The sequence below is a fragment of the Kribbella sp. NPDC004875 genome (assembly GCF_042873375.1).
Taxonomy (GTDB): Bacteria; Actinomycetota; Actinomycetes; order Propionibacteriales; family Kribbellaceae; genus Kribbella.
Window position 1 is genome coordinate 586,110 of record NZ_JBIALI010000001.1, and the last position, 24,083, is coordinate 610,192.

At 69.8% G+C, this 24,083-nt stretch carries 30 protein-coding genes; 12 read left to right on the plus strand and 18 right to left on the minus strand.

What is annotated here, in order from left to right:
- Window positions 1–36 precede the first annotated feature (36 nt).
- Window positions 37–753, plus strand: a complete 717-nt coding sequence (locus ACFYRH_RS02720) for a methyltransferase domain-containing protein (RefSeq protein WP_387766995.1) — start codon at window positions 37–39, stop codon at window positions 751–753.
- On the plus strand, window positions 750–1,289 hold the full coding sequence (locus ACFYRH_RS02725; RefSeq protein WP_387766998.1) for a hypothetical protein: 540 nt from the start codon (window positions 750–752) through the stop codon (window positions 1,287–1,289). Before ACFYRH_RS02720 ends, ACFYRH_RS02725 begins: the two co-directional genes overlap by 4 nt.
- Window positions 1,290–1,390: 101 nt before the next feature.
- Here ACFYRH_RS02725 and acs read toward each other — a convergent pair whose 3' ends face one another.
- Window positions 1,391–3,325 (minus strand): acetate--CoA ligase, encoded by a 1,935-nt coding sequence (acs, locus tag ACFYRH_RS02730; protein ID WP_387771691.1) that lies wholly within the window; start codon window positions 3,323–3,325, stop codon window positions 1,391–1,393.
- A gap of 358 nt (window positions 3,326–3,683) precedes the next feature.
- Between acs and ACFYRH_RS02735 the strand changes: the two genes are divergently transcribed.
- Window positions 3,684–3,836, plus strand: a complete 153-nt coding sequence (locus tag ACFYRH_RS02735) for a hypothetical protein (protein WP_387767001.1) — start codon at window positions 3,684–3,686, stop codon at window positions 3,834–3,836.
- Between the two features lie 3 nt (window positions 3,837–3,839).
- Here the strand turns inward: ACFYRH_RS02735 and ACFYRH_RS02740 are convergent, their stop codons facing one another.
- Together ACFYRH_RS02740 and ACFYRH_RS02745 are read right to left on the minus strand one after the other, a co-directional pair.
- Window positions 3,840–4,280 carry a MarR family winged helix-turn-helix transcriptional regulator gene (locus ACFYRH_RS02740; protein ID WP_387767004.1) on the minus strand — a complete coding sequence of 147 codons (441 nt, stop codon included), beginning with the start codon at window positions 4,278–4,280 and terminating at the stop codon, window positions 3,840–3,842.
- A 56-nt stretch (window positions 4,281–4,336) separates the two neighbouring features.
- Complete coding sequence (locus ACFYRH_RS02745; RefSeq protein ID WP_387767008.1) at window positions 4,337–4,690, minus strand: winged helix-turn-helix transcriptional regulator; 354 nt, start codon at window positions 4,688–4,690, stop codon at window positions 4,337–4,339.
- 71 nt (window positions 4,691–4,761) lie between these two features.
- Here ACFYRH_RS02745 and ACFYRH_RS02750 point away from each other — a divergent pair, with 71 nt between their 5' ends.
- Complete coding sequence (locus ACFYRH_RS02750) at window positions 4,762–5,373, plus strand: NAD(P)-dependent oxidoreductase (RefSeq protein WP_387767011.1); 612 nt, start codon at window positions 4,762–4,764, stop codon at window positions 5,371–5,373.
- A 45-nt stretch (window positions 5,374–5,418) separates the two neighbouring features.
- A complete protein-coding gene (locus ACFYRH_RS02755) occupies window positions 5,419–6,093 on the plus strand; it encodes a sugar isomerase domain-containing protein (RefSeq protein WP_387767014.1) in 675 nt (224 codons plus the stop codon).
- Window positions 6,094–6,237: 144 nt separating this feature from the next.
- Here ACFYRH_RS02755 and ACFYRH_RS02760 read toward each other — a convergent pair whose 3' ends face one another.
- Window positions 6,238–6,996, minus strand: coding sequence for a GntR family transcriptional regulator (locus tag ACFYRH_RS02760; RefSeq protein WP_387767017.1), 759 nt, complete (start codon window positions 6,994–6,996; stop codon window positions 6,238–6,240).
- Window positions 6,997–7,195: 199 nt separating this feature from the next.
- On the opposite strand from ACFYRH_RS02760, the gene ACFYRH_RS02765 reads away from it, so the two are divergent.
- Window positions 7,196–8,152: a glutathione S-transferase family protein gene (locus tag ACFYRH_RS02765; protein WP_387767020.1), complete on the plus strand. Its 957-nt coding sequence runs from the start codon at window positions 7,196–7,198 to the stop codon at window positions 8,150–8,152.
- Here the strand turns inward: ACFYRH_RS02765 and ACFYRH_RS02770 are convergent.
- Window positions 8,145–8,726 carry a TetR/AcrR family transcriptional regulator gene (locus ACFYRH_RS02770; RefSeq protein WP_387767023.1) on the minus strand — a complete coding sequence of 194 codons (582 nt, stop codon included), beginning with the start codon at window positions 8,724–8,726 and terminating at the stop codon, window positions 8,145–8,147. The genes ACFYRH_RS02765 and ACFYRH_RS02770 overlap by 8 nt on opposite strands.
- A 49-nt stretch (window positions 8,727–8,775) precedes the next feature.
- On the opposite strand from ACFYRH_RS02770, the gene ACFYRH_RS02775 reads away from it, so the two are divergent.
- Window positions 8,776–9,447 carry a haloacid dehalogenase type II gene (locus ACFYRH_RS02775; protein WP_387767026.1) on the plus strand — a complete coding sequence of 224 codons (672 nt, stop codon included), beginning with the start codon at window positions 8,776–8,778 and terminating at the stop codon, window positions 9,445–9,447.
- Here ACFYRH_RS02775 and ACFYRH_RS02780 read toward each other — a convergent pair.
- Entirely contained in the window at window positions 9,429–10,718 is a 1,290-nt protein-coding gene (locus ACFYRH_RS02780; RefSeq protein WP_387767029.1) for an SLC13 family permease, read from the minus strand. The genes ACFYRH_RS02775 and ACFYRH_RS02780 overlap by 19 nt on opposite strands.
- Window positions 10,719–10,734: 16 nt before the next feature.
- Window positions 10,735–11,181 carry a CBS domain-containing protein gene (locus tag ACFYRH_RS02785; protein WP_387767032.1) on the minus strand — a complete coding sequence of 149 codons (447 nt, stop codon included), beginning with the start codon at window positions 11,179–11,181 and terminating at the stop codon, window positions 10,735–10,737.
- Between the two features lie 261 nt (window positions 11,182–11,442).
- On the opposite strand from ACFYRH_RS02785, the gene nhaA reads away from it, so the two are divergent.
- The 3 genes from nhaA to ACFYRH_RS02800 are packed head-to-tail and all read left to right on the plus strand — an operon-like array spanning window position 11,443 to window position 14,075.
- Window positions 11,443–12,657 carry a Na+/H+ antiporter NhaA gene (nhaA, locus tag ACFYRH_RS02790; RefSeq protein ID WP_387767035.1) on the plus strand — a complete coding sequence of 405 codons (1,215 nt, stop codon included), beginning with the start codon at window positions 11,443–11,445 and terminating at the stop codon, window positions 12,655–12,657.
- Between the two features lie 51 nt (window positions 12,658–12,708).
- On the plus strand, window positions 12,709–13,152 hold the full coding sequence (locus ACFYRH_RS02795; RefSeq protein ID WP_387767038.1) for a phage holin family protein: 444 nt from the start codon (window positions 12,709–12,711) through the stop codon (window positions 13,150–13,152).
- A gap of 50 nt (window positions 13,153–13,202) precedes the next feature.
- The gene (locus tag ACFYRH_RS02800) at window positions 13,203–14,075 is read left to right on the plus strand and encodes an alpha/beta fold hydrolase (RefSeq protein ID WP_387771694.1); all 873 of its coding nucleotides are present in this window, start codon (window positions 13,203–13,205) and stop codon (window positions 14,073–14,075) included.
- Here the strand turns inward: ACFYRH_RS02800 and ACFYRH_RS02805 are convergent.
- From ACFYRH_RS02805 to nth, 6 genes are read right to left on the minus strand one after another with little or no spacing between them, the layout of a single operon-like run.
- Window positions 14,041–14,694, minus strand: coding sequence for a hypothetical protein (locus tag ACFYRH_RS02805; protein ID WP_387767041.1), 654 nt, complete (start codon window positions 14,692–14,694; stop codon window positions 14,041–14,043). The genes ACFYRH_RS02800 and ACFYRH_RS02805 overlap by 35 nt on opposite strands.
- 1 nt (window position 14,695) lies before the next feature.
- Window positions 14,696–15,199, minus strand: a complete 504-nt coding sequence (locus ACFYRH_RS02810; RefSeq protein WP_387767044.1) for a SigE family RNA polymerase sigma factor — start codon at window positions 15,197–15,199, stop codon at window positions 14,696–14,698.
- Between the two features lie 48 nt (window positions 15,200–15,247).
- A complete protein-coding gene (locus ACFYRH_RS02815) occupies window positions 15,248–16,420 on the minus strand; it encodes a MarP family serine protease (protein WP_387767047.1) in 1,173 nt (390 codons plus the stop codon).
- Window positions 16,417–17,187 carry an NUDIX hydrolase gene (locus tag ACFYRH_RS02820; protein ID WP_387767050.1) on the minus strand — a complete coding sequence of 257 codons (771 nt, stop codon included), beginning with the start codon at window positions 17,185–17,187 and terminating at the stop codon, window positions 16,417–16,419. Before ACFYRH_RS02820 ends, ACFYRH_RS02815 begins: the two co-directional genes overlap by 4 nt.
- Window positions 17,184–17,798 carry a TlpA family protein disulfide reductase gene (locus ACFYRH_RS02825; RefSeq protein ID WP_387767053.1) on the minus strand — a complete coding sequence of 205 codons (615 nt, stop codon included), beginning with the start codon at window positions 17,796–17,798 and terminating at the stop codon, window positions 17,184–17,186. Before ACFYRH_RS02825 ends, ACFYRH_RS02820 begins: the two co-directional genes overlap by 4 nt.
- Entirely contained in the window at window positions 17,795–18,559 is a 765-nt protein-coding gene (gene nth / locus ACFYRH_RS02830) for an endonuclease III (protein ID WP_387767056.1), read from the minus strand. The genes ACFYRH_RS02825 and nth overlap by 4 nt, the downstream gene beginning before the upstream one ends.
- A gap of 134 nt (window positions 18,560–18,693) precedes the next feature.
- Here nth and ACFYRH_RS02835 point away from each other — a divergent pair, with 134 nt between their 5' ends.
- The gene (locus tag ACFYRH_RS02835; RefSeq protein ID WP_184837908.1) at window positions 18,694–19,371 is read left to right on the plus strand and encodes a Crp/Fnr family transcriptional regulator; all 678 of its coding nucleotides are present in this window, start codon (window positions 18,694–18,696) and stop codon (window positions 19,369–19,371) included.
- Window positions 19,372–19,543: 172 nt separating this feature from the next.
- Here ACFYRH_RS02835 and ACFYRH_RS02840 read toward each other — a convergent pair whose 3' ends face one another.
- The 5 genes from ACFYRH_RS02840 to ACFYRH_RS02860 all read right to left on the minus strand — a co-directional run bounded on the left by ACFYRH_RS02840 (window position 19,544) and on the right by ACFYRH_RS02860 (window position 23,058).
- Complete coding sequence (locus ACFYRH_RS02840) at window positions 19,544–20,479, minus strand: hypothetical protein (protein WP_387767060.1); 936 nt, start codon at window positions 20,477–20,479, stop codon at window positions 19,544–19,546.
- Window positions 20,480–20,692: 213 nt separating this feature from the next.
- Window positions 20,693–21,460: an MBL fold metallo-hydrolase gene (locus ACFYRH_RS02845; protein ID WP_387767063.1), complete on the minus strand. Its 768-nt coding sequence runs from the start codon at window positions 21,458–21,460 to the stop codon at window positions 20,693–20,695.
- On the minus strand, window positions 21,457–22,296 hold the full coding sequence (locus tag ACFYRH_RS02850; protein ID WP_387767066.1) for an NUDIX hydrolase: 840 nt from the start codon (window positions 22,294–22,296) through the stop codon (window positions 21,457–21,459). Before ACFYRH_RS02850 ends, ACFYRH_RS02845 begins: the two co-directional genes overlap by 4 nt.
- Window positions 22,297–22,438: 142 nt before the next feature.
- Complete coding sequence (locus tag ACFYRH_RS02855; protein ID WP_387767069.1) at window positions 22,439–22,900, minus strand: RidA family protein; 462 nt, start codon at window positions 22,898–22,900, stop codon at window positions 22,439–22,441.
- A complete protein-coding gene (locus tag ACFYRH_RS02860) occupies window positions 22,897–23,058 on the minus strand; it encodes a DUF4177 domain-containing protein (protein WP_130386959.1) in 162 nt (53 codons plus the stop codon). Before ACFYRH_RS02860 ends, ACFYRH_RS02855 begins: the two co-directional genes overlap by 4 nt.
- Window positions 23,059–23,107: 49 nt before the next feature.
- On the opposite strand from ACFYRH_RS02860, the gene ACFYRH_RS02865 reads away from it, so the two are divergent.
- Entirely contained in the window at window positions 23,108–24,058 is a 951-nt protein-coding gene (locus ACFYRH_RS02865; protein WP_387767072.1) for an ArsA-related P-loop ATPase, read from the plus strand.
- Window positions 24,059–24,083: the final 25 nt, after the last annotated feature.

Genomic DNA, 24,083 nt, shown 5'->3' on the forward strand with positions numbered 1-24,083 from the left:
AGCCGGCCCGGGGCCAGTGTCCGATAGCCTCGCTGGATGGACCCCTGGCAGACGTTGACGACCGACTACGAACAGCGCCGGGCCAGGGAGGACTCCCTGGACCACTTGCTGGAGTGGGACGCGCAGCGCTCGCTGATCGGCCCGGTCGCGGGAAAGACAGTCCTGGACGTTGGCTGCGGCAACGGCGGGAAGGCGATCGAACTCGCTCGGGACCACGGCGCTGCCTCGGTCTTCGGAGTGGATATCGGCGGTCAGTTCCTGACGCCGCCGGACGATCTGGACGTCACGCTGCACGCCGGCGACCTGTCGACGCTCGACGAGATCGACGCGCTGGCGGGCCGGCGGTTCGACGTGGTCGTGTTCCTACAGTCGCTGGCGTACGCCCGGGATCGCGCGCGGACGCTGCGCGCGGTGCGGTCGTTGATCGCGGATGACGGCGTACTCGTGGTGTCGATGGCCCATCCGATCCGGTACGCCGTGGAGCGGTCGGAACGCGATGGCGTCGGGATCGGGGATGCGTACCACGCGGTCGGACCGTACTCCTACCCGTCGCTGTGGAACCCCATGATCACCATTACGCACACGACCGACACGTTCTCGTCGATCCACAATTCCCTGACCGGCAACGGTTTCCGGGTCGACCAGGTCCTCGAACCGCAGCTGTCGGACGAGAACAAACAGCGCTATCCGCACAAGCAGGAGTGGCTGTCGCAGTACGTCGGCATCATCATCTTCCAGGCGCGCCCCGCGTGATCGAGGTTCAGGTCCTGCACCGCACCGGCCAATGGTGCCGCGGCCGCCAATTGGGGCGGGTCGTCGCGTACGACGTCCACATCCTCCCGCCGTACCAGGTCGCCGGCCGCCCCACGGTCGAACGCTGCTACCTGCTGCTCGACGAGGGCGTCCAACTCACCAGGCCGGCAGTCTTCGAGGGCCCGATGGAGGGCTGGTGGTACGTCGACCTGATCGACCTCGAGCACACCGCTGAGGGTCTCGTCGTCCACGACATGTACGTCGACTTCCTGATCCCACCGGCGAACAACCGCTACCAGATCCTGGACCTCGAAGAACTCGCCGAAGCCCTCACCACCGGCAAAGTCACCCCAGCCCAGTGCGCCACCACCCTCACCACCACCCAACAATTCGTCAACCACTACCTCCGCGGCCCCGAAGAAGGCCCCAACGGCCCGTCCCGGGACTTCCCACCGCCCGAGGTGACCAGCCTGGAGCAGCTCCCGTCCTTCCTCGCGCCGCTTCCCGGGTCCTCGGACACCCAGCAGTTGCCGTGAACAAGCAATAACCTGTTCACGGCCACCAGTGCCTGTGCAAGGTCCCCAAACGACAACAGGCCCCCGGGACAAACCGGGGGCCTGTTGAACGACCGCGGGGCTCAGTCCTCGTCGGACTTGCCGGCTTCGAGGTTGGTTTTGATCAGGTCCATGACGGTGGAGTCGGCGAGGGTGGTGACGTCGCCGACCTCGCGGTTCTCGGCGACGTCGCGGAGCAGGCGGCGCATGATCTTGCCGGAGCGGGTCTTCGGGAGCTCCGAGACGACCATGATCTGCCGCGGCTTCGCGATCGGGCCGATCTCCTTCGCGACGTGGTTGCGCAGCTCCTGGACCACGTCCGGACCGCCGTCGCCGGCCTCGGAGCGGAGGATCACGAACGCCGCGATCGCCTGCCCGGTGGTCGGGTCGGACGCGCCGACGACGGCCGCCTCGGCGACCTTCGGGTGCGACACCAGCGCCGACTCGATCTCGGTCGTCGAGAGCCGGTGCCCGGACACGTTCATCACGTCGTCGACCCGGCCGAGCAGCCACAGGTCGCCGTCCTCGTCCTTCTTGGCGCCGTCACCCGCGAAGTACATCCCCGGGAACCGCGACCAGTACGTGTCCACGAACCGCTGGTCGTCGCCCCACAGCGTCCGCAGCATCGACGGCCACGGCTTGGTGATCACGAGGTACCCGCCGGACCCGTCCGGCACCGGCTGGCCGGCGTCGTCGACGACGTCCACGTTCACGCCCGGGATCGCCCGCATCGCGGCACCCGGCTTGCCGGCCGTCACGCCGGGCAGCGGCGAGATCATGTGCATGCCGGTCTCGGTCTGCCACCAGGTGTCGACGACCGGCGCCTTGTTGCCGCCGATGTGCTCGCGGTACCAGACGTAGGCCTCGGGGTTGATCGGCTCGCCCACGGACCCGATCACCCGCAGCGACGACAGGTCGAACTTCGCCGGGACCTCGGCGCCCCACTTCATGAACGTCCGGATCGCGGTCGGCGCGCAGTACAGGATCGACACCTTGTACTTCTGCACGATCTCCCACCAGCGGCCCTGGTGCGGCGTGTCCGGCGTCCCTTCGTACAGCACCGAGGTGGTCGCGTTCGCGAGGGCGCCGTACACGATGTAGCTGTGCCCGGTGACCCACCCGATGTCGGCGGCGGTCCAGTAGACGTCGGTGTCCGGCTTGAGGTCGAACACACCCCACTGCGTGTACGACGTCCCGACCAGGTACCCGCCGGTCGTGTGCAGGATGCCCTTCGGCTTGCCGGTGCTGCCCGACGTGTACATCACGTACAGCGGGTGCTCGGCGTCGAACGCCTCCGGCGTGTGCTCGGTCGACTGCTTGCCGACGAAGTCCTGCCACCAGAGGTCGCGGCCCTCGGTCATCGCGGTGTCCTGGCCGGTGCGCTTCACGACGACCACGTTGCGGACGTCCGGGCAGTCCGCCAGCGCGGCGTCCACGGCCGGCTTCAGCGCCGCCGCCGCGCCCCGGCGGTAGCCACCGTCGGAGGTGATCACGACGCGGGCGTCGCAGTCCAGGATCCGGTCCTTCAGCGCCTCGGACGAGAAGCCGCCGAAGATCACCGTGTGCGGGGCGCCGATCCGGGCGCAGGCGAGCATCGCGACCACGGTCTCGGGGATCATCGGCATGTAGATGGCGACGATGTCACCGGCCTTGACGTTCAGCTCGAGCAGGGCGTTCGCGGCCTGGCTGACCTCGTCCTTGAGCTGGGCGTAGGTGATCTCGCGGGTGTCACCGGGCTCACCCTCGAAGTAGTACGCGACCTTGTCACCGAGGCCGTTCTCGACGTGCCGGTCGACACAGTTGTACGCCGCGTTGAGCTTGCCGTCGGCGTACCACTTGGCGAACGGCGGGTTGCTCCAGTCCAGCGTCTCGGTCGGCTCGGTGGCCCAGGTCAGCCGTTTGGCCTGCTCGGCCCAGAACCCCTCGAGGTCGGCCGCGGCCCGCTCGTACGCGTCGGCTTTCAGGTTGGCGTTCGCGGCGAGGTCGGCGGGCGGCTCGAACCGGCGCTCCTCGTGCATCAGGTTCGACAGTGCCTCGGACGGGGCCCCGGACGGCGCACCGGACTGGGGTGACTCTGCATTCGTCACGTCGACGACTCCTCCTCGCTGGCTTCGGCGCGCTGGAGCGCCCGGCTACCTTTCTACCAACGCTGACCTTGCCACGGAACCGGTGTATCGACGAGCCGTTTCGAATCTGCGCCGAACAGGACCAATTCCGGGTCGAGCGGATCTGTCTCACCGAGTGAGAAGCGTGTGATCGGCAGCGGTCGCGGCAGCGAGCAACCACCGGCGCCGGCATTGGCGCGGGTCAGGCATGCGGCAGGGGCAATTCGCCGTACGGCGGAACCAAACGGGTGGGGCGTGCATCGGACTTGGTATGAACCCGATGCAGCCGACCGCGCAGATCCGGACCGCCGTGACTGACGAGGGCCGGAAGATCTCGCGGGCCGCCCGGCGCCGGGTGCACGCGCGCGAGCTGCGGGTCCGGCGGACCCAGAAGGACGCCCGCGCCCAGCTCCCGACCTGGTAGCGATTACTCCTGGTGATAGGCCAGGAGTTTGCCGAGGATCGACCGCAGCTTGGTCCGGTCGGTCGCCGACAGCGGCGCGAAAATCTCCTCCTGCGCCTTGCCGATCAGGTTCGTGAGCCGCCGGTACTGGCGTTTGCCGGCCGTCGTGATCGTGATGATGTTGCGGCGGCCGTCGGCCGGGTCGGGGCTGCGCTCGACGTAGCCGTCCGCCTCCAGCTCGTTGAGGGCGGCAACCACATCGCTGCGGTCGATGAAACTGCGCCGCCCGAGCGTTGCCTGACTGGCCGGACCGAACTCCACCAGGGTCGCGAGCAGCCGATAGTGGTACGCCCGCGCACCTCCGGCGGCGAACGACTCGGTGACGATCCGGTGTGCCTGGGCCGCACTCTGGGTCAGCAACCAGCTCGGCAACTGGGCCAGGGCGTTCGGGGTCTGCTCGTCCACCCGCGCAGTCTAGGTGCTGAGGGGTTCCTTCCCCGTGATCCCAGCGTTGGCAGCACCTACGATTCGCGGGCGTCCAGGAGCTCGTCCCAGTGCTCCTCGGCCCATCCACAGAACACCCGGAGCGGCTCCAGCAGGCTCCGCCCGAGGTCCGTGAGCTCGTACGTGACCCGCCGGACCGGCTCGGCGTACTCCGTCCGGCGCACGAATCCGTCCCGCTCCAGCGACCGCAACGACTGGGTCAGCATCTTCGGGCTGACCCGCGCCAACGGAACCCGGAGCTCGGAGTACCGCCGCGGGCCGTCCTCGAGACAGCGCAGTACCAGTGCCGCCCACTTGTCGCCGCCGACCCGGAACGGCAGCAGCGACGACGGGCAGATCTCCTCGAACATGTCCGCTCGGAGCGCTTCCATACCCACCACGGTATCCAATCGGTAACCACGCTCCCGCCTACCGTCGCCGTACCCATTCCAAGGAGGTTGCGGTGAGCAAGATTCTGGTGATCGGAGCACGCGGACGCGCCGGCCGGGCGGCGGTCGACGAGGGCCTGGGGCGCGGTCACGAGGTGGTCGGGGTCGCACGTACGGCGGGCACGCGAGAGGCCGGCGTTGTCGTCGGGGACGTGACGGATGCAGGGCGGATCGCGGAGCTGGCGACCGGGCGGGACGCGGTGATCGCTGCGGTCTACGACGGCGGGAGCGACCCGTCGGCGTTCTTCCCGGCGGCCGCGCGAGCACTGGTCGAAGGGCTGGAGAAGGCCGGGGTACGGCGGCTGGTCTGGGTCGGCCTCGCCGCGATCCTCCCGACCGCGGACGGCACCCTCCTGATGGACTCGGCGGACTACCCGAGCGAGTACCGCTCGTTCTTCCTCGCCCATCAGGCGGCGCTCGACGTGTTCGCGGCCTCGTCCCTCGACTGGGTCTCGATCGCACCGACCGGCGACTTCGACCACGCCGATCCGTCCCGCAAGGGCAGCTACCGGGTCGCCCCGGCGAACGCCGCCGACCTGATCTCGTACGCCGACCTCGCGACCGCGCTCGTCGACGAGGTAGACCATCCGGCCCACCACCGGACGGCGATCGGCGTAGTGGTCTAGTCGGGGACCTCGCGGCGGCCGGCGGCCGGACGATAGGTTCGGCGCATGGCTGGGGCCGAGGAGTACTTGGGCAAGGCGTTGGCGATCGCGCAGCACGCGGCCGAGACGCAACTGGGAGCGATCCGGGTCGCGGCGGGCCTGGTCGCCGACGCGCTCGCGGGCGGGAAGCGGTTCTGGGTGTTCGGCACCGGGCACAGTCACGCACTCGCCGAGGAGGTCTACGGCCGAGCCGGCGGGCTGGCCGACGTACGGGCGATCCTCGAACCCGGACTGATGCTGCACGAAGGCCTGCAGAAGAGCTCGCTCCTCGAACGACTGCCCGGACTGGCCGCGGTCCTGCTGGAGATCAACGAGCTCGAAGCGGGCGACGTGGTCCTGATCGCGTCGAACTCCGGACGGAACGCCGTACCCGTCGAGTTCGCGCTCGGCGCCCGCGAACACGGCGCCCAGATCATCGCGCTGACTTCGCTGGCCCACTCCAACGCGACAAGCTCACGCGCGCCCGGCGGTCAACGCCTCTTCGAGACCGCCGACGTCGTCATCGACAACTGCGGCATCCCCGGCGACGCCCTGATCGAGGTCCCGGGTTCCACCGAACCCACCGGCGCCACCTCCACGATGATCGGCGCCATGCTCCTCCAGGCGCTGACCGTAGAAATAGTCACCCGCCTCACCGAACGCGGCCAGCCCCCCAACATCCTCCGCAGCCTGAACGTGTAGCCCGCCCGCCGGGCTCCCGCTCACGCGGCGCTAGCCGGAGGGCGGGTGAGAGCGCGTAGCGGACGCGTCTGAGGTGCTGCGCGACGAAGCTAGCGGCCGCACAGCACACGGGGCGGGCAACAACCCCTACCTACTACCTCGTGCTCAGGTGGCGCGGTAGGCGACCGTGATGTCGTAGCGGTCGGAGCGGTAGATGGAGCGGCCGAACTCGATGACCTGGTCGGTGGCGGTGCGGGGCGCCGAGGTGATGATCAGGCACGGGGTCGAGTTGTCGATCTCGAGCAGCTCGGCGTCGCCCGGCTCGGGCGGGGCGGCGACGATGGAGGCGGAGACCATGCCGAGCGTCACGCCGTACCGCGTGGAGAGTTCGGTGTAGAGGCTCTTCTCGCCGAAGTCGATCTCGTCGAGGCCGGGGTAGCGGTGCAGGGACAGCGCCGTGCGTTCGATCGCCATCGGGTCGCCGTCCGCGGTGCGGAGGCGGACGAGGTGCAGGACGGGGGTGCCGATCGGCTCTTCGAGTTCGCGGGCGAGATCCTCGTCGGCCGCGCCGACGCGGTGCTCGAGCACCTTGGCGCCGGGCTGGATGCCGCGGTTCGCCATGTCCTGGCTGAAGGAGGAGGCGAGCATCCGGGACGGGCGCGGCTCCGCGACGAACGTGCCGCCGCCGGGGCGGCGGTTGGCCAGACCTTCGGCCACCACGCGGTCCACTTCCTGGCGGACCGTCATCCGGGCGACACCGAAGCGCTCGGCCAGGACCCGTTCGGACGGCAGCACGGTGCCGACGGCCAGCGAGCGGGTGAGCTTCTCCAGAATCTCGCGAATCTGGTCACCCTTCGGGCGATCGGGCCGCAGCTCGGTGGGGAGCTCGGCGAGATCGCCTGGGTTGTTCCGTGGGCGGGCCATGAGGTCAGTATCCCTGGGAATCTGCCCGGCAAACCGGTTGCCGGGGGACGCGGGCCGCGGTGTGTCGTACCGCGCAAGCCGCCCGCGACCACATTGTCCCGAACGACCTTGTCAGCCCGACTGTAACGTCCACTGCCACCTAACGGCCAGTGACGATCCACAGGCCCAGCCAATTCACAGCGGGGGTAGTTTTAACGCTATGACCCCGGCACAGTTCGCACAGGAGACGTCGACGACCGGCGAGTGGAAACGGCAGGGCAACAGATTCACCGGCCGGATCAGCCGGGAGTCCACGGCGGCTCCGGGCGCGGGACCGGACGACCAAGGGCGCTGGCCGGTCGAACCGGGCCGGTACCGGCTGATCGTCAGCCTCGCCTGCCCGTGGGCGCACCGATCGGTGATCGTCCGCAAACTGCTCGGCCTGGAGGACGCGATCAGCCTCGGCGTGGTCGATCCCATCCGCGACGAGCGCGGCTGGCGCTTCACGCTGGACCCGGCCGGCCGCGACCCGGTGCTCGGCATCGAGTTCCTCTCCGATGCGTATCACCGCACCGACCCGGCGTACGACGGCCGCGTCACCGTGCCCGCGATCATCGACACCTTGACCGGCGACGTGGTCACCAACGACTACCCGCAGATCACCCTCGATCTCTCCACGGAGTGGACCGACTTCCATCGCCCGGACGCGCCCCAACTGATTCCCGCCGACGATGCTGCCCGCGCCGAGATGGACCAACTGATCGACGAGATCTACCGGGACGTGAACAACGGCGTCTACCGCTGTGGATTCGCCACCAGCCAGGAGGCGTACGAGGCGGCGTACGACGCTCTGTTCGCGCGCCTCGACGTACTGGAACAGCGGCTTGCCGACCGGCAGTATCTGCTCGGCGACACCCTGCGCGAGGTGGACATCCGTTTGTTCACGACGCTGGTCCGCTTCGACGCGGTGTACCACGGGCATTTCAAGTGCAACCGGCAGAAGCTGACCGAGTTCCCGAACCTGTGGGCGTACGCGCGCCGGCTCTACGCCCTCCCCGGTTTCGGCGAGACCGTCGACTTCGACCAGATCAAGCGGCACTACTACGTCACGCACGAGACGATCAACCCGACGGGCATCGTCCCGAAGGGCCCGGACCCGGCGGTCTGGCTCAGCTAGCCAGCGCGGTCAGCGCGGCAGTCACCGCCGATCGCAACTGCGCTCGCGTCGCCCCGGAGCGCGAGCGCAGGTTCACGGCGTACGCGAGCAGCGTCAGCATCTCCGCCGCGCCCCCGACCTCGATCCCGGAGCGCAACTCTCCGTTGCGCTGAGCAACCATCAGCGCGGCGGCCAGCGAGTCCCGCAGTACGTCGTGATGCTCGGTCAGCACCGCCCGTACGGCGTCCGGCGGGTTCTCGGCGTTCGCGTTCGCCATCATGCAACCCCAGCCGGCGTACTCGCCGGAGAGCCGCAGTCGCAGCAACTCGTCGAAGAACCCGCGCACTGCCGGCAGACCCCGGTCGTCGGCGGCGAGGTCGTCGAACATCGGACGCGATCGGTGCTCGAGGTACCGGCGGGCGGCGGCCGCGTACAGGTCGTCCTTGCCGCCGAACGCGTTGTAGAGGCTCGATCGGCTCAGCCCGGTCGCCGCGACCACGTCCTGGATCCCGGTCGCCGCGCTCCCGCGGCGCCAGAACAGCTGCTCGACGACGGCCAGCGCCTCGGCCTCGTCGAAGTGTTTGACATCCGGCATACCCCGCATCATATCTTGGAACGACTGATCCAAGATACGAGGAGTCGTGATGATCGACGTACTGGTGCTGGACGTCAACGAGACACTGACCGATATGGAGCCGCTGCGCGACGGGTTCGAGGCGGCCGGGCTGCCGCGGCACGGCCTCGACGCCTGGTTCGCGGCGACGCTGCGCGACGGCCTCGCACTGACCGCGGCCGGCGCGTCCGCGAACTTCCGCGAACTCGCCGCCGAACTCCTGGAGGCACAGCTCGTCGCGGCTGGGATCGAGCCGACCACCGAGCGGGTCGACGGCGTGTTGTCCGGGTTCACCCGCCTGCCGCTGCACCCCGATGTCGCTCCGGGCCTGCAGAAGATCCACGAGGCCGGTGTGCGGATCGTCACCCTGACCAATGGATCGGCAGCGATGTCGACGGGCGTGTTCACCGATGGCGGGATCATGCCGCTGCTCGAGCACCGGCTCGACGTCTCGGTGCCGGGACGCTGGAAACCGCATCCGGACGCCTACCGGTACGCCGCCGAGGTCTGCGGCGTCGCGGTCGAGCGGATGGGCCTCGCCGCGGTCCACCCCTGGGACATCGACGGCGCCCGCCGCGCGGGACTCCAGGGCTTCTACATCGACCGCCGGAATACGCCGTACCCGCGCGCGTTCCGCGCCCCGGACCGCACGGTCCGCGACTTCGAAGAGCTCGCGGAATCCCTTCAGGAGAAGGCGAAATAGCGCAACCACAGGTACGGCGCCGCCACCAGGATCGTGATCGCGGTCATCACGACGCCCTTGCGGGTGAACGTCCAGAAGCTGATCGGGTGCCCGGCCCGGAGCGCGAGACCGATCACCACCACGTTGGCGCTGGCGCCGATGGCGGTGGCGTTGCCGCCGAAGTCGGCGCCGATCGCGAGCGCCCACCACAGCGCATGGGCCTGGCCCGGGTCGGCGATCCCGCTGGTCAGGTCGGCAACGACGGGACTCATCGTGGCGACGTACGGAATGTTGTCGATGACGCCGGACAACACTGCGGAGACCACCAGGACCAGCATCGCGGCGAGCAAGGTGTGCCCACCGGTGAGCCGGCCGACCTGGTCGGCCAGGTCCGCGATCACGCCGGTCTTGACCAGGGCACCGACCATCACGAACAACCCGGCGAAGAACAGCAGGGTCTGCCACTCCACGCTCGCCATGTAGTCCCGGGTCGGGACCTTCGAGATCACCACCAGGACGCCGGCCCCGAGCAGCGCGACCACCGACGGCTCGATCTGGAAGACCGAGTGACCGACGAAGCCGGTGAACACGAGCAGCAGGACGACACCACACTTCAGCAGCAGTGCCCGGTCCTCGATCGCCTCCCGCTCGTTCAGCCGGAGTACGTCGGCGACGCGGTCCGGATCGACCGTGAACGAACCCTTGAACAACCGCGGCAGGACCAGCGTGAACACCACCAGCACGATCGCCACCAGCGGCGTCAGATGCACCAGGAAGTCGTTGAAGGTCAGACCGGAGCGGCTGGCGATGATGATGTTCGGCGGGTCGCCGATCAGGGTCGCCGCACCACCGATGTTCGAGGCCATCACCTCGGCGATCAGGAACGGGACCGGGTCGATGCCGAGGCGGTCGCAGACCAGCAGGGTGACCGGCGCGATCAGCAGCACGGTGGTCACGTTGTCGAGGAAGGCCGAGGCGCCCGCGGTGATCAGCGTCAGCAGGATCATCACCCGCAGCGCCGATCCCTTGGCCCGCTTGGCAGCCCAGATCGCGACGTACTCGAAGACCCCGGTACGCCGCAGGACGCCGACGATCACCATCATGCCGAACAGCAGGAACACGACGTCCCAGTCGATCCCGGTGTCGGGTGAGTAGAAGACGTGGTCGGAATCCGTCACGCCGAGCGCGAGCAGAATGCCGGCGCCACCGAGCGCGGCGAGCAGTTTGTGGGTCCACTCGGTCGCTATCAGCACGTAGGCGACCGCGAACACCGCCACCGCGACGACCGTCATGCGGCCGTCCCCAGGGTCAGTTCGGGCCGACCGCGAGTTCCAGCAGCCGGGACGCGGTGACCGCCCCAAGGATCCGCCGGTCGCGAACCACGACCACCAGCGGGCTGCGCAACCGGGCCATGACGGCCGCGATCTCGAGGATCGTGTCGTCGTGGTTGACCACCGGGATCTCCCGCGGATCGTCGGGCAGCAGAGTACGGACGGTGACCCCGGCCAGCTTGTCGGCGACCCGGTCGGCCAGCGACTCGTCGATCACGCGGGCCAGCGACGGGTCGTCCTGGACGTAGCTCGGCACCAGGAACCGGACGACCTGCGAAGCCGGGAGTACGCAGCACGGGCTCCCGTCGGCCTGCGCAACGATCAGGCCGGGCAGCCGGCGCGACGCGAGCAACTCGACAGCCTGCCGAGCGTCGTCGTCCAGGCCGACCACCGGGAACTCCTCGGCCATCTGCTCTCCGTGCACGCAGCGAGCGTACGCCGGATCGGTGGCGTCCAGTGATGACTCTCACAGGGCTCTGACGGAGCACGGCACCTCCCGGGGGCAGCAACAGACCACTCGCGCCCCTGTGCGGGCACGAGTGTTGCCGACCAGACTTCCCGGCGCACCGGGCCCCACCCTGCCGCAACAAGCTGCCCGGGGCAAACACGAGCCGTTAGAATGGTCGTGGTGCGCCGGGAAGTCTGGTCGGCTCCGTCCGACCGACCCCGAAATGAAGGGCCGTGCATGAGCCAGCACCCGAGAATGCGGCCGCGGAGGCGTGCGTTTCCCCGCGTCCTCGGCCGCGAGCGAGCCTTTCTGGCCGACACGTTGCGCGCCGAGACCACCGGTGGACTGCTCCTGTTGCTGGCGGCCGCGATCGCGATCGTCTGGGCGAACTCGCCGTGGCAGGACGCGTACCACCACCTGAGTGACACCCAGGTCGGGCCGCTGACCGTCGAGGGCTGGGCGTCCGACGGCGCGCTGACGCTGTTCTTCTACCTGGCCGGTGTCGAGCTGAAGCGTGAACTGGTGGTCGGCACGCTGTCGAAGCTCAGCGAAGCGGTCGTCCCGGTGGTCGCGGCGATCTCCGGAATGGTGCTTCCGGCAATCATCTACCTGGTCGTCAACCTGACGGCCCGGCACGGCAATCCGCACGGCTGGGCGGTGCCGACCGCGACCGACATCGCGTTCGCGCTGGCGGTGCTGGCGATCGTCGGGTCCTCGCTGCCGAGCGCGCTGCGGGCGTTCCTGCTCACGCTCGCGGTCGTCGACGACTTCGGTGCCATCCTGGTGATCGCGGTCTTCTTCTCGCACGGTTTCCACCTGCTCTCGCTGCTCGCCGCGCTCGCCCTGATCGCGCTCTGGTACGTCCTGCAGCGCCGCCGTGTCCGGACGCCGTTCCTCTACGTACCGATCGCCGTCGGGGCCTGGTGGTTCATGCACGAGTCCGGCATCCACGCGACGATCGCCGGCGTCGCGCTCGGCCTCGTCACCCGGGTGGTCGCGGATCCCGGCGAGGAGCATGCGCCGGCCGAGCGGATCGAGCACCGGCTGCGGCCGTGGTCCGCGGGAGTCGCCGTACCGTTCTTCGCGTTGTTCGCCGCCGGAGTCACGCTGAGCGGGAGCGCCGTACGGCAGATGCTGACCGACCCGGTCGCGATCGGGGTGGTGGCCGGGCTGCTGTTCGGGAAGGCCATCGGGGTGTTCGGCGGATCGTGGCTGACCGCGCGGTTCACGCGGGCCGAGTTGAACTCCGACCTGGCCTGGCGGGACGTCGGCGCGGTGTCGGTCCTCGCCGGTATCGGATTCACCGTCGCCCTGCTGATCGCCCAGCTCGCGTTCGGCTCCGACGAGGCCCAGGTCGAGCGCGCCAAGGCCGCCGTCCTGATCGCCTCGGTGCTGGCCGCACTGATCGCCTCCGTACTCCTGGCTCGCCGAAACCGCGCGTACGCCGATTGACACGGCTGCGGACGGTAGTGTCGGGGCACGGACCTGTCGGAAGGAGTTGCGATGTCGATGGGGCAGAACGGGGACGAGCCCACCGTCGGCCAGTTGGTCGCGAACGTCAGCAAGGACCTGTCCAGCCTGGTCCGCGGCGAGGTCGAACTCGCGAAGACCGAGCTGAAGAAGACCGCGGTCGCGGCCGGTACCGGAGCGGGCATGTTCGCCGGCGCCGCGTTCCTGGCGTTGCTCGCGATCATCCTGCTGTCGATCGCCGCGGCGTACGGACTGGTCGCGGCCGGCCTGCACCCGGCGATCGCGTTCCTGATCGTCGCGGGCGTGTACCTGGTGGTCGGCGCGATCCTGGTCTTCATCGGGATGCGGGCGCTGAAGAGCGCCAAGGGTCCGCAGCGGACCATCGAGACCTCGAAGGAGTCGGTCGAGGTGCTGAAGGCGATCGGCAAGGGCAGCGACGACCACGTAGCCCTGCCCGAGCCGGGCGTACGGCGCTGAGCCCGGCAGGAGTCGTCGACCTGCTGGTCGACGGCCCCTGGTCGCACTCACTGGTCGCGGCCAACGGGGCCCGGTTCCACGTCGCCGAATGCGGTGCGGCGGACGATCCACTCGTCCTGTTCCTGCACGGTTTCCCGGAGTTCTGGTGGGCCTGGCGCCACCAGTTGCCGGTGGTCGCGGCCGCCGGGTACCGCGCCGTCGCGATGGACCTCCGCGGGTACGGCGCCAGCGACAAGACCCCGCGTGGTTATGACCCGTACACCGCGGCCGCCGACGTCTCCGGCGTGATCCGTTCGCTCGGCGCGACCGACGCAGTGGTGGTCGGCCACGGGTGGGGCGGGTTCATCGGGTGGTCGGCCGCCGTACTGACACCGCGCCAGGTCCGTGGATTGGCAGCGGTGTCGGCGCCGCACCCGCTGCTGCTGACGCGGTCAGGGCAGACGAAGGCGGTGACACGGACCGCGTGGTTCCAGCTTCCGATCCTGCCCGAGCGGCGCCTGCTGGCGCAGGACGGGATCCACATCGAGCGTTTGCTGCGCGCGTTCGCCGCGCCAGGAGGAACGTTCCCGGACGCGGAGGCGTCACGCCGGTATCGCGCCGCGCTACAGGTCTGGCCGGCGCCGCACTGCGCGCTCGAGTACCACCGGTGGTTCGCCCGGTCCCGTTTCCGTCCGGACGGCCGGAAGTACTCCGCGACGATGCGCACGCCGGTCGCCGTACCCGTCCTGCAACTGCAGGGCGCTCAGGACTCGGCGGTGAGCCCCACCGCGACCACTCCCCCGGATCTGGTCGCGGCGCCGCTCCAGCACGAACTCATCACCGGCGCCGGCCATTTCCCGCACGAGGAGGCACCGGACCTTTTCAACGGGCTGCTGCTCGAGTGGCTGGCTAGCGCACGGTTCGCTTCCAGAACGTCTGAGTGATCACCCAGTCGACGCCCTGCCGCTCGACGCGGTACTTCGCCGTCGTCCAGTGCGTGCAGTCGTGGTAGAGGTTCACCTCGACCTCGGCATGGTCGCCCTTGTCGATCACATCTCTGAGCTGAGCCACGCCGACGCCGCTGTTGTCGCAGGTCGCCGGAGCGGGCGACATCTCTCCGTGATACGTGATCGGCGCGGTCCTGCTGACGAGTTCGCTGATCAGCGTCCGCTGTTCCGGAGCGATCGGCGGGCCCTTGCGGAGGTGATCCTTCCCGACATCGGACAGGTCCATGACGATCACCGATCGCCAGCCGCCGTCCGGCTTCACGCTCTGCAGCAGCGAGTCGAGGCCGACGGCCCAGATCCGGGCGTCATCGGTGGCAGTTCGGGCGAGCGCGGTGGGGGTCGCCGCCGGCTGAGTAGGTCCGGCTCCCACCCGGCTGACGCCGTACAGGACGCCGGCGAGGACCGCGAGGACGGCGGCGGCCGCGAGCAGGATCGGCACCGCGCTACGGCGCCTTGACGGTTCGGTTGTCTCGGGCAACTGGTCGGTCAACTGCTCGCGGGCGGAGAACGTCTCGCGGAGCAGCGTGCCGAGCTCGTCGTCGGTCAGCTTGGGCATGTCAGATCGCCTCCTCGGCGGACAGGCAGTCGCGCAGGGTCGCCAGCGCGCGGGTAGCGTTCGAGCGGACGGTGCCGGGCGCGACGCCGAGCAGCTCGGCGATCTCGGCGTCCGCGAGATCCTCGTAGTACCTCAGGACCAGGACCGCCCGTTGCTTGCGGGGCAGCCGGGCGAGCAGCCGCCAGGCGGCGTCGCGCTGCGCGTGGCGGGTGCTGACGTCGTCGTCAGCAGGCTGGTCGATCGGCTCGGCGAGCGGTACTTCGCGGTTCTTCAGCAGGCGTCGCCAGCTGAGGAACTCGTTGAGCACCATGGTCCGCAGGTACGCCTCAGGACGCTCCAGTTCGCAGATCCGTGCCCACTTGCGATGCGCCCGCGCCAGCACCGTCTGGACCAGGTCCTCGGCGGTGTGCACGTTCCCGGTCAGCATCAGCCCGAGCCGCAGCAGCCGTGGCTCGTTCGCCCGCACCATGTCGTCGTACAGGAGCGCCGGTCTCACCTCGCTCATCGTCACCGTCATGCCCCTTCAACGCGACGACACTGCGAGGCTGCTGCATCAGGTGCAGGACTGGGTGGAAACCTCTTGGGTCGCCGTGGTGCCGTCACGGGCGTCGTCGGAGACCTGCTGGGCGGTCAGGACGTAACCGGTGCGGTTGTCCTCGACGGAGGCCGCGAAGACCACGCCGTACACCGTGCCTCTGGACGACAGCAGCGGGCCGCCGGAGTTGCCGGGACGGACCGACGCCCAGATCGAGAACGCCTCGCGGGTGACCGTCTTGTCGCCGTAGATGTCCGGGCCGCGCAGCCGCTCTTCGGACCGGATCCGGGCCGGCTCGGAGTCGAACGGGCCGTTCTCCGGGTAGCCGAGCACGACCGACGGGTCGTCGGCCTTACCGGTGAAGTCGAAGGACAGTGGCTGCTCGGTCAGCTTCGGCACGTACAGCACGGCGATATCGGTCTCCGGGTCGAACACCACGACCCGCGCGTCGTACTTCTTCCCGTTCACCTCGACCTTCGGTTCGCTGACCCCGGCGACGACGTGCGCGTTCGTCATCACGCGCTGCGGCGCGTACACGAACCCGCTGCCCTCGAGACCGCGCGAGCAGCTCGCGACCCCGGTGACCTTCGCGATCCGGGTGTACGCCGAGCGCACGTTCGGCTGCCGCGCGATCGCGCTGTCCGGCGGCTGCGTCTCGCGGATCCGCTCCGGGACGAACGGGTCCAGGAACCGTGGGAACAGGTCCGTGTTCACGACGTCGTTGAACGACTGCAGCGCCCGGTCGGCGCTGCTCGGCAGCACCTCGTCGACCTTCGCCAGCACCTGCGAACCGCGCACCGCGGACGTCACGCTCGGGATCCGCGCCCCGCTCACCGCGACACCGAGCACCCACGCGACGATCAGCACCGACGCGGCCGCCAGCGCGGCGCCGCCGAGCGCGTCGAGGAACCGGATCGGCTTCCAGGACAACCTGTTGCGCACTCGGGTGCCGATCAGCGCCCCGAGCATTCGGCCGAGCGCGGCGAGACCGACCACCAGCACCAGCGCGGCGAACGACACCGTCACGCTCGGTGAGAAATGATCCAGGATCCGCGGGACGCCCCAGACGCCGACGGCCGCACCGCCGAGCAGGCCGAGCGTGGCGCACGCGCCGAGCACGAACCCCTCGACGTACCCCGAGATCGCCACGAGTGCCGCCGTACCCAGCACCGCCCAGTCGAGCCAGCTCATTCCACGCCTTCCGGCTTGTCACCGCGCGCCTGACCGAGATCATGCTCGATGGCGGTCATCCGCCGCACGTCCTCCGGCCGTCGCCCGTCGCTCCGCCAGGCCGCCTCGACCAGTCGGTCGGGCAACGGTACGACGTTCGAGGGGTCCCAGTCGCGGTACCAACCACCGAGCAGCAGCAATTTGTCCAGCAAGCCGGCCGTGAAGCCCCAGATATAGAGATTACCGATGGTGAACGCCGGACCGGTGAAGCCGCTCGGGTGCAGGCAGCTGATCCGGTTCGCCGGGTCGGCGAGCGCGTCGAGCGGCACCCGGTGCACCGACGCGACCTCGGCCGGATCGATCACCGCGACCGGCGACGGTTCCCGCCACCAGGCCAACACCGGCGACACGCCGAAGTTGCTGACCGGGACCCAGAGCGCCGGCCAGACCGCGAACGGTACGACGCCGGTCGGGTCCAGCCCGGTCTCCTCCTCGGCCTCGCGCAACGCAGTCCGGACCAGACCGGTCTCGCCGGTGCCGTCCTCGGGATCCGCGCCACCACCCGGGAACGCCATCTGCCCGGCATGCGTGCGCAGCGTCCAGGACCGCTCGGTGAGCAGCACCTCGGGCCCGTCGTTGCCGTCGGCAAGCAAGATCAGGACCGCGGACTTCCGCACCGCCGGATCGTCCGGCGGCAGGAAGCGGGACAGCCGGCTCGGATCGACGTCGTCCGACGCCTTCGCCAACGGCTGCAGCCACTCGGGGATCTCCACGCCTTCGAACCTCATGGGGTCACTCCGAGCTTGTCCTTCACCAGCTGGTCCAGCTGTTGTTGCGAGGTGAGTACCCCGCGGTGCACGTAGGCAACCGTGCCGTCCGCGTCGACGAAGGCGGTCAACGGCGGGCCGCCGACCCGCAGCGCCTGCTTGATCGCCTTGTCGGTGTCGACGAGATGCGGGTACACCAGGCCCTCGTCGGTCGCGAACTTCACCGCGAGCTCCGGCCGCGGGTCGTCGTAATCGATCCCCAGCATCTTCACCTTCCCCGACTTCGCCAGCTTCGCGAGGTACGGCGCTTCCTCGCGGCACGGGCCGCACCACTGGGCCCACACGTTGACCACCAGCGGCCCGCGAAGGTCGGCGAGCCGGACGTCCGGACCGTCCCCCAGACACGGCAGGCTGACGTCCGGCAGGCTGTTCGTGGTCGGCGGCTTCGACGGGGTCGCCGGGCACGCCGTCAACCGGTCCGCGCCGGCGACCGGAGCCTGGCTCGCCGACGGCGCGGCCGCCGGCGAGTCGGTGCCGCAGGCAGCCAGCAGGATCGCGAGCGCCGCGCCGGCCGTCGCCCCGAGGAGCGAGCGGGCGCGGCGGGACGACGTACGCGATCCTGGGAGGTTCACGCGGGGACCTTCACCAGCTTCGCGGCCACCTCGGGATCGGTCGGGCCGGTCCCGTAGGACGGGCACCACTGGGCGATCGGGCAGGCACCGCAGGCGGGCTTCTTGGCGTGGCAGCGGCGGCGGCCGTGGAAGATCAGCCGGTGCGACAGCATCGTCCAGTCCTTCTTCGGGAACAGGTCGCCGATGATGTGCTCGACCTTGACCGGGTCCTCCTCGGCGGTCCAGCCGAAGCGCCGGACCAGGCGGCCGAAGTGGGTGTCGACGGTGATCCCCGGGACGCCGAACGCGTTGCCGAGCACCACGTTCGCGGTCTTCCGGCCGGTGCCCGGGAGCTTCACCAGTTCCTCGAGCGTGTTCGGCACGACGCCGTCGTAGTCGTCGACGAGGGCCTGACCGAGCTTCATCACGCTGTTCGTCTTCGCGCGGAAGAAACCGGTCGGCTTGAGGATCGCCTCCAGCTCGTCGCGGTCGGCCTCGGCGTACGCCTGGGCCGTCGGGTACTTCGCGAACAGGGTGGGGGTCACCTTGTTGACCGTGACGTCAGTGGTCTGGGCCGACAGGATGGTGGCCACCAGCAACTCGAGCGGGGTCGTGAAATCCAGCTCGCAGTGCGCGTCCGGGTAGGTCTCGGTCAGCACCTTGTGCATCTTGCGGGCCCGGCGGACCAGCTGGGTGTGGGTCTCGTCAACGAAGACCGGGGCCTTGCGGGGAAGCTTCAGCGGGACCTGTGAGAGCGGTTCCGCGACACGCGGGGATGGCATGCAGGCCAGCCTACGTGGCGGTCCCGACACCGGAGGGGCTACGGTTTTGTGGCGACCGGGTGTACACATATCGGTCGACGGACGTGGCGGATCCCACGTCCGGAGTCGTGGTCAAAGGTCCTAGGAGGCCCAAAGTGGATGCCGCAGTGCTCCGACAGGCACCGCTGTTCAGTCAGCTCGACGACGAGGCGGCCGACGCGCTGGCCGCGTCGATGACCGAGAGCCGGCTGCGCCGCGGCCAGGTGCTGTTCCACGAGGGCGACTCGGGCGACCGGCTGTTCATCGTCACCGAGGGCAAGGTCAAACTCGGCCGCACCTCCGCGGACGGCCGCGAGAACCTGATCGCGGTCCTCGGCCCCGGCCAGATGTTCGGCGAGCTGTCGCTGTTCGACCCCGGACCGCGCTCCGCGACCGTGACCGCCGTCACCGACGCGTCGATGATGTCGCTGACCCACGACGAGCTGCTCCGCTGGCTCGAGGGCCGCCCGGCCGTCGCCCGCGGCCTGCTCCTGCAGCTGGCGTCCCGCCTGCGCAAGGTCTCCGACGTGGTCGCCGACCTGGTGTTCTCCGACGTACCCGGCCGCGTCGCCAAGGCCCTGCTGGACCTCGCGAGCCGCTTCGGCCGCACCGCCGACGACGGCGTCCACGTCCACCACGACCTCACCCAGGAGGAGCTCGCCCAGCTGGTCGGCGCCTCCCGCGAAACCGTCAACAAGGCCCTCGCCGACTTCGCGTCCCGAGGCTGGGTCCGCCTCGAACCCCGCTCCGTCGTACTCCTCGACGTAGACCGCCTCCAGCGCCGCGCCCGCTAACCGACCCACCACCCCGCCGCCCGCTCCGCGCAGGGCGGCGCGCCACAGCGCCTGGCGCAGGCCCGGCGAACCCTGCAGCTGAGGGGGCATCCCTTGAGTAGGAGGGTTGCCCCCCGAGAATCCGAGGGGGCAACCCTCCCACTCGACGGGCAACCACCAGGCACGTCGGCGGTTAGGCGCGGGCGAAGGCGGCGCGGATGTCGGCGATGATGCGCCGCTCGCGGGCGAAGTCCGCCCAGGTCACGCGGACCACCTCGAGACCGAGCGCGCGGAGCCGGTCCTCCCGTCGTTTCTCCCGGACGAGTACTGTCCCGTCCCCGTCGGCGTACTTCAGCAGTCCGTCGAACTCGACCACGGTCCGTTCCGCCGGGAAGAAGAAATCGACCCGGGCGATGAAACCGTCGGCGTCGGTGAACGTTGCCTGGAGTACCGGTTCCGGCAGCCCGTGGTTGTGCATCAGGACCCGCAGCCGCGACTCGCCGACGGACTCCGACAGCGGATCGGCGAAGGTGAGCGCCGCCCGCGCCGTCGCGCTGCCCGGCCAGAACTCGGTCGCAGCGAGCAACCGTCGTGCATCAGCCTCGGTGGGCGGACGATCACGCAGTACGGCGTCCGCGGCGACCACTGCCGCTGCGAACGACGACGTACAGGCCATCTCGAACAACGCGCGTGGCACCGTCGTCACCGGCAGGCCACCGACAGAGGTCAGGTCGGCATCCGTCAGTCGGCCACGATGGTGACGCACACCAGCGACGCGGCCGCCGCGATCCCGGTCCAGGCGGCTGACCTGGACCTCCTTGAGATCGGCTCCCCACACCGGTACGCCGTGCAGGACGAGGGCCGACTGGTGGCTCACGGCAACGTCGCCGGGACGTAGCGAGTTCAGCACCGCGTGGACGAGCCGCCGATGTACGACGATCTGCCGGTCCCACGGCGCGAGATGCTCGAGGTCCACTGCCTCGGCGTACTGCCCGTAACGGATCCGCTCCCAGCGACCGTCCCGGATTCGCTCGCGGATCTGGCCCAGCGTGTAGCCGCACTCCGCGGCTTGGCGCCTGGTGTACACCCCGCCTTGCCGACCGGCGAGCAGTTTCAATTTCGGGTTCACCCGTCAAGCATCAACTGAACGCCCGATCCCGCGCTGCCGGCTTCATGCCACCTGTGGACAACCGAAACCACGGCTCATGGGGCGCCCTGTCAGTTGGAGGGTTGCACCCTCAGATTCCCAGGGGGCAACCCTCCAGCTCCGGAGGCGCCTCGTCGGTTGGAGGGTTGGCGCACCAGCAGTTCGGGGGGAGCCCTGCGAGTTCGAGGGTGCTTGCTAGTCGTTCAGGTAGTCGAGTTGGGCGCGGACCGAGCGTTCGGCGGCGGGCCAGAGGGTGGGGTCCACGTCGGCGTAGACGTGTTCGACGATGGATTCCGGGGTCGTGTGGCCCTCGGCCAGGGCGGTTCGGACCTGGTCGAGGCGGTCCTGGCGGTGCTTGATGTAGTACGTGAGGACGCCGGCGGGGTCGTCGATGACGGGGCCGTGGCCGGGGAGCAGGCGGGCGACGCCGGCCGGGGAGTTGGCGAACGCTCGCAGGTTGTCCAGGGAGTTGAGGTACGGGCCGAGGGCGCCGTCCGGGTGCGCGACCACCGACGTGCCGCGGCCGAGGACCGTGTCGCCGGTGAGGAGGGAGCCGTCCTGGGGTACCCAGAAGCAGACCGAGTCGAGGGTGTGGCCGGGGGTCGGCAGGACCTCGATCCGGAGGCCGTCGGCGGTGATCACGTCGCCTTCGGACAGGCCGTGCGCATGGTCGGTGGGGATGCGGAACGCCGGATCCACCGCGCGGACACCGCAGCCCGCCTGATTCGCGAACCAGGCTGCGCCCTCCGAATGGTCGGGGTGCTTGTGGGTCAGCAGGACCACCGCGACCTGGCGGGCTTCCTCGAGGACCGCGCGCAAGTGGTCCTCCAGCATCGGGCCGGGGTCGACGACCACCGAGTGCTCGGCGTCCGGCGCCCGGAGGATCCAGGTGTTGGTCCCCTCCAGCGTCATCGGGCCGGGGTTGGCCGCCCGTACGAGGGTTGCGTACTCCGTGACTCTCATGTGGTCTCCAGATAGGCCCGGTCGCCGTCGACGCGGACGGTGGGCATGATCGCCCGGATCTCCCGCGCGCCGGCCGCGTCCAGGATCGCCGCCACCTCGCCGTACTGCGAGAGTTCGCGACAGCACACGTACGTCGGGGGCAGCATCAGCACCTCACCCGCGTCCACCGCCGCGACCGCGTCCGCCGGGCGGATCCAGGTGACCTGGTCGGACTCGCTCGTCACGTCCCTGGTCACCTGGCCGGCGGGTAGGGCGGCGACGAAGAACGCGGTGTCGTACCGCTTGGGCTCGAACTCCGGGGTGATCCAGTGCGCCCACGGCCCGAGCAGGTCGGCGCGCAGCACGAGCCCGCGCCGGTGCAGGAACTCGGAGAACCCCAGTTCGCGGCTCTCCAACGCGACCCGATCGGTCTCCCACCCGGCACCCGTGGTGTCACCGACGACCGAGTCCGCGGACGGCCCCGCGAGCAGGACGCCGGACTCCTCGAACGTCTCCCGTACGGCGGCTGCGACGTACGCGGCCGCGGTCTCGGGCGAGCATCCGAGCCGCTCGGCGAACCAGGCGGGCGCCGGCCCGGACCAGGAGTCGGCAACCGTGGAGTCCGTCGCGTCGACGCGCCCACCCGGAAACACCGTCATACCCGCCGCAAACGCCATCGTCCGCTGCCGCCGCAACAAGTAGACCTCCGGCCCGTCTCCAACCCCCGCTGGGGTGTCACGGAGGAGGATGACGGTGGAGGCGGGGCGGGGGGCGGCGGGGGTGCGGGTGCCTCGGGTGTATTCGAGGGCGACCTCGGCCATCCGGCCGGTCATCAGCTCGGACCGGAGGTCGCGCATCACCGACCCGACCTCCAGCCCGCGCAAGGCCGACCCTGCAGGCCGGGCGGCCGGCGCCCGAGGCCGGGCTGGCTGCCGAGAGGCCGGCACCCGAGGGCGAGCCGGCGGGGCCGGGGGGCCCGTGGGTGGTGTGTGGGGAGGATCAGCCGACCTCGACGATCAGTTCGACCTCGACCGGGGCGTCCAGGGGGAGAACGGGGACTCCGACGGCGCTGCGGGCGTGTTGGCCGGCGTCGCCGAAGACCTGGCCGAACAGCTCGGACGCACCGTTCGCCACCTGCGGCTGACCGGTGAAGTCCGGCGTGGACGCGATGAACGCGACCGCCTTCACGATCCGCTTCACGTTCGCCAGGTCGCCGATCTCGGCCTTGACCGCGGCCAGCGCGTTCAGCGCGCACTGCTGGGCGCACTCGCTGGCGACCTCCGGCGTGACGGCGTCGCCGACCTTGCCGGTGGCGATCAGCGTGCCCTGGCGGAGCGGCAGCTGACCGGAGGTATAGACCAGATCACCGGTCCGGACCGCCGGGACGTAGGCGGCGACCGGCTTGGCCACCTCGGGCAGCTTCAGGCCGAGCTCGGCCAGCTTCTCCTCGGGGTGGCTCATTTGTCCTCGATCTCCCGCTTGAAGTACGCGACCAGGTTCTCCGGGTTCATCCCCGGGACGACCTGGACCAGCTCCCAGCCGTCCTGGCCGAAGTTGTCCAGGATCTCCTTGGTCGAGTGGACCAGTAACGGCGCGGTGAAGTACTCGAACTTCTTCATGAAGGGGACTCTAACGGTGTGTCCTGGGGCACGTCCTACCCTGGGACCTATGGCGCGACTGCACGTGGTCACCGGTAAGGGGGGCACCGGGAAGACAACCGTTGCGGCCGCCATGGCTCTCGCGCTGGCGACCGAGGGGAAGCGGGTGCTGCTCTGCGAGGTCGAAGGCCGTCAGGGTCTCGCGCAGCTTTTCGACGTACCCCCGCTCCCGTACGTCGAGCGCCGGATCGCGCACGGCCCGGGTGGTGGCGAGGTGTTCGCGCTCGCTGTCGACGCCGAGGCCGCGCTGCTCGAGTACCTCGACATGTACTACCACCTCGGTCGCGCCGGGAAGGCGCTGGAGAAGGTCGGCGCGATCGACTTCGTCACCACGATCGCGCCAGGGCTCCGCGACGTACTGCTCACCGGCAAGGTCTACGAGGCGACCCGGCGGAAGGTGCACGGGAAGCTCGCGTACGACGCCGTGGTGCTGGACGCCCCGCCGACCGGCCGGATCGCACCGTTCCTGAACGTGAACACCGAGGTCGCCGGGCTCGCCAAGGTCGGGCCGATCCGCAACCAGGCGGACGCGATCATGGGCATGCTCCGCTCGGACATCACCCGGATCCACCTGGTCACGCTGCTCGAGGAGATGCCGGTCCAGGAGACCCTGGACGCGGTCGAGCAGCTGCAGAAGCTGGACCTGCGGATCGGGTCGATCGTGGTGAACATGGTCCGCAACAGCCCGCTCGACGACGACGCGCTCGCCCTCGCGGTGAAGGAGAAGCTACCCGCCGCCGAACTGACCAGAGGGCTGAAGGCGGCCGGCATCACGATCGGCGACGACCTGGTCCGGACACTCGCGACGGAGGCCCGTGACCACGCCATCCGCGTCGGTCTCGAACGCGAGAACCGCGACCGCATCGATGCCCTGGGCAAGCAGGTGACGGAGCTGACGCTGCAGCCGGACGGGATCGACCAAGGCACCCTGCTCGACCTGGCCGAGGAGTTCCGCGCATGAGCCGACGAGTTCCAGCTCTCAGCCG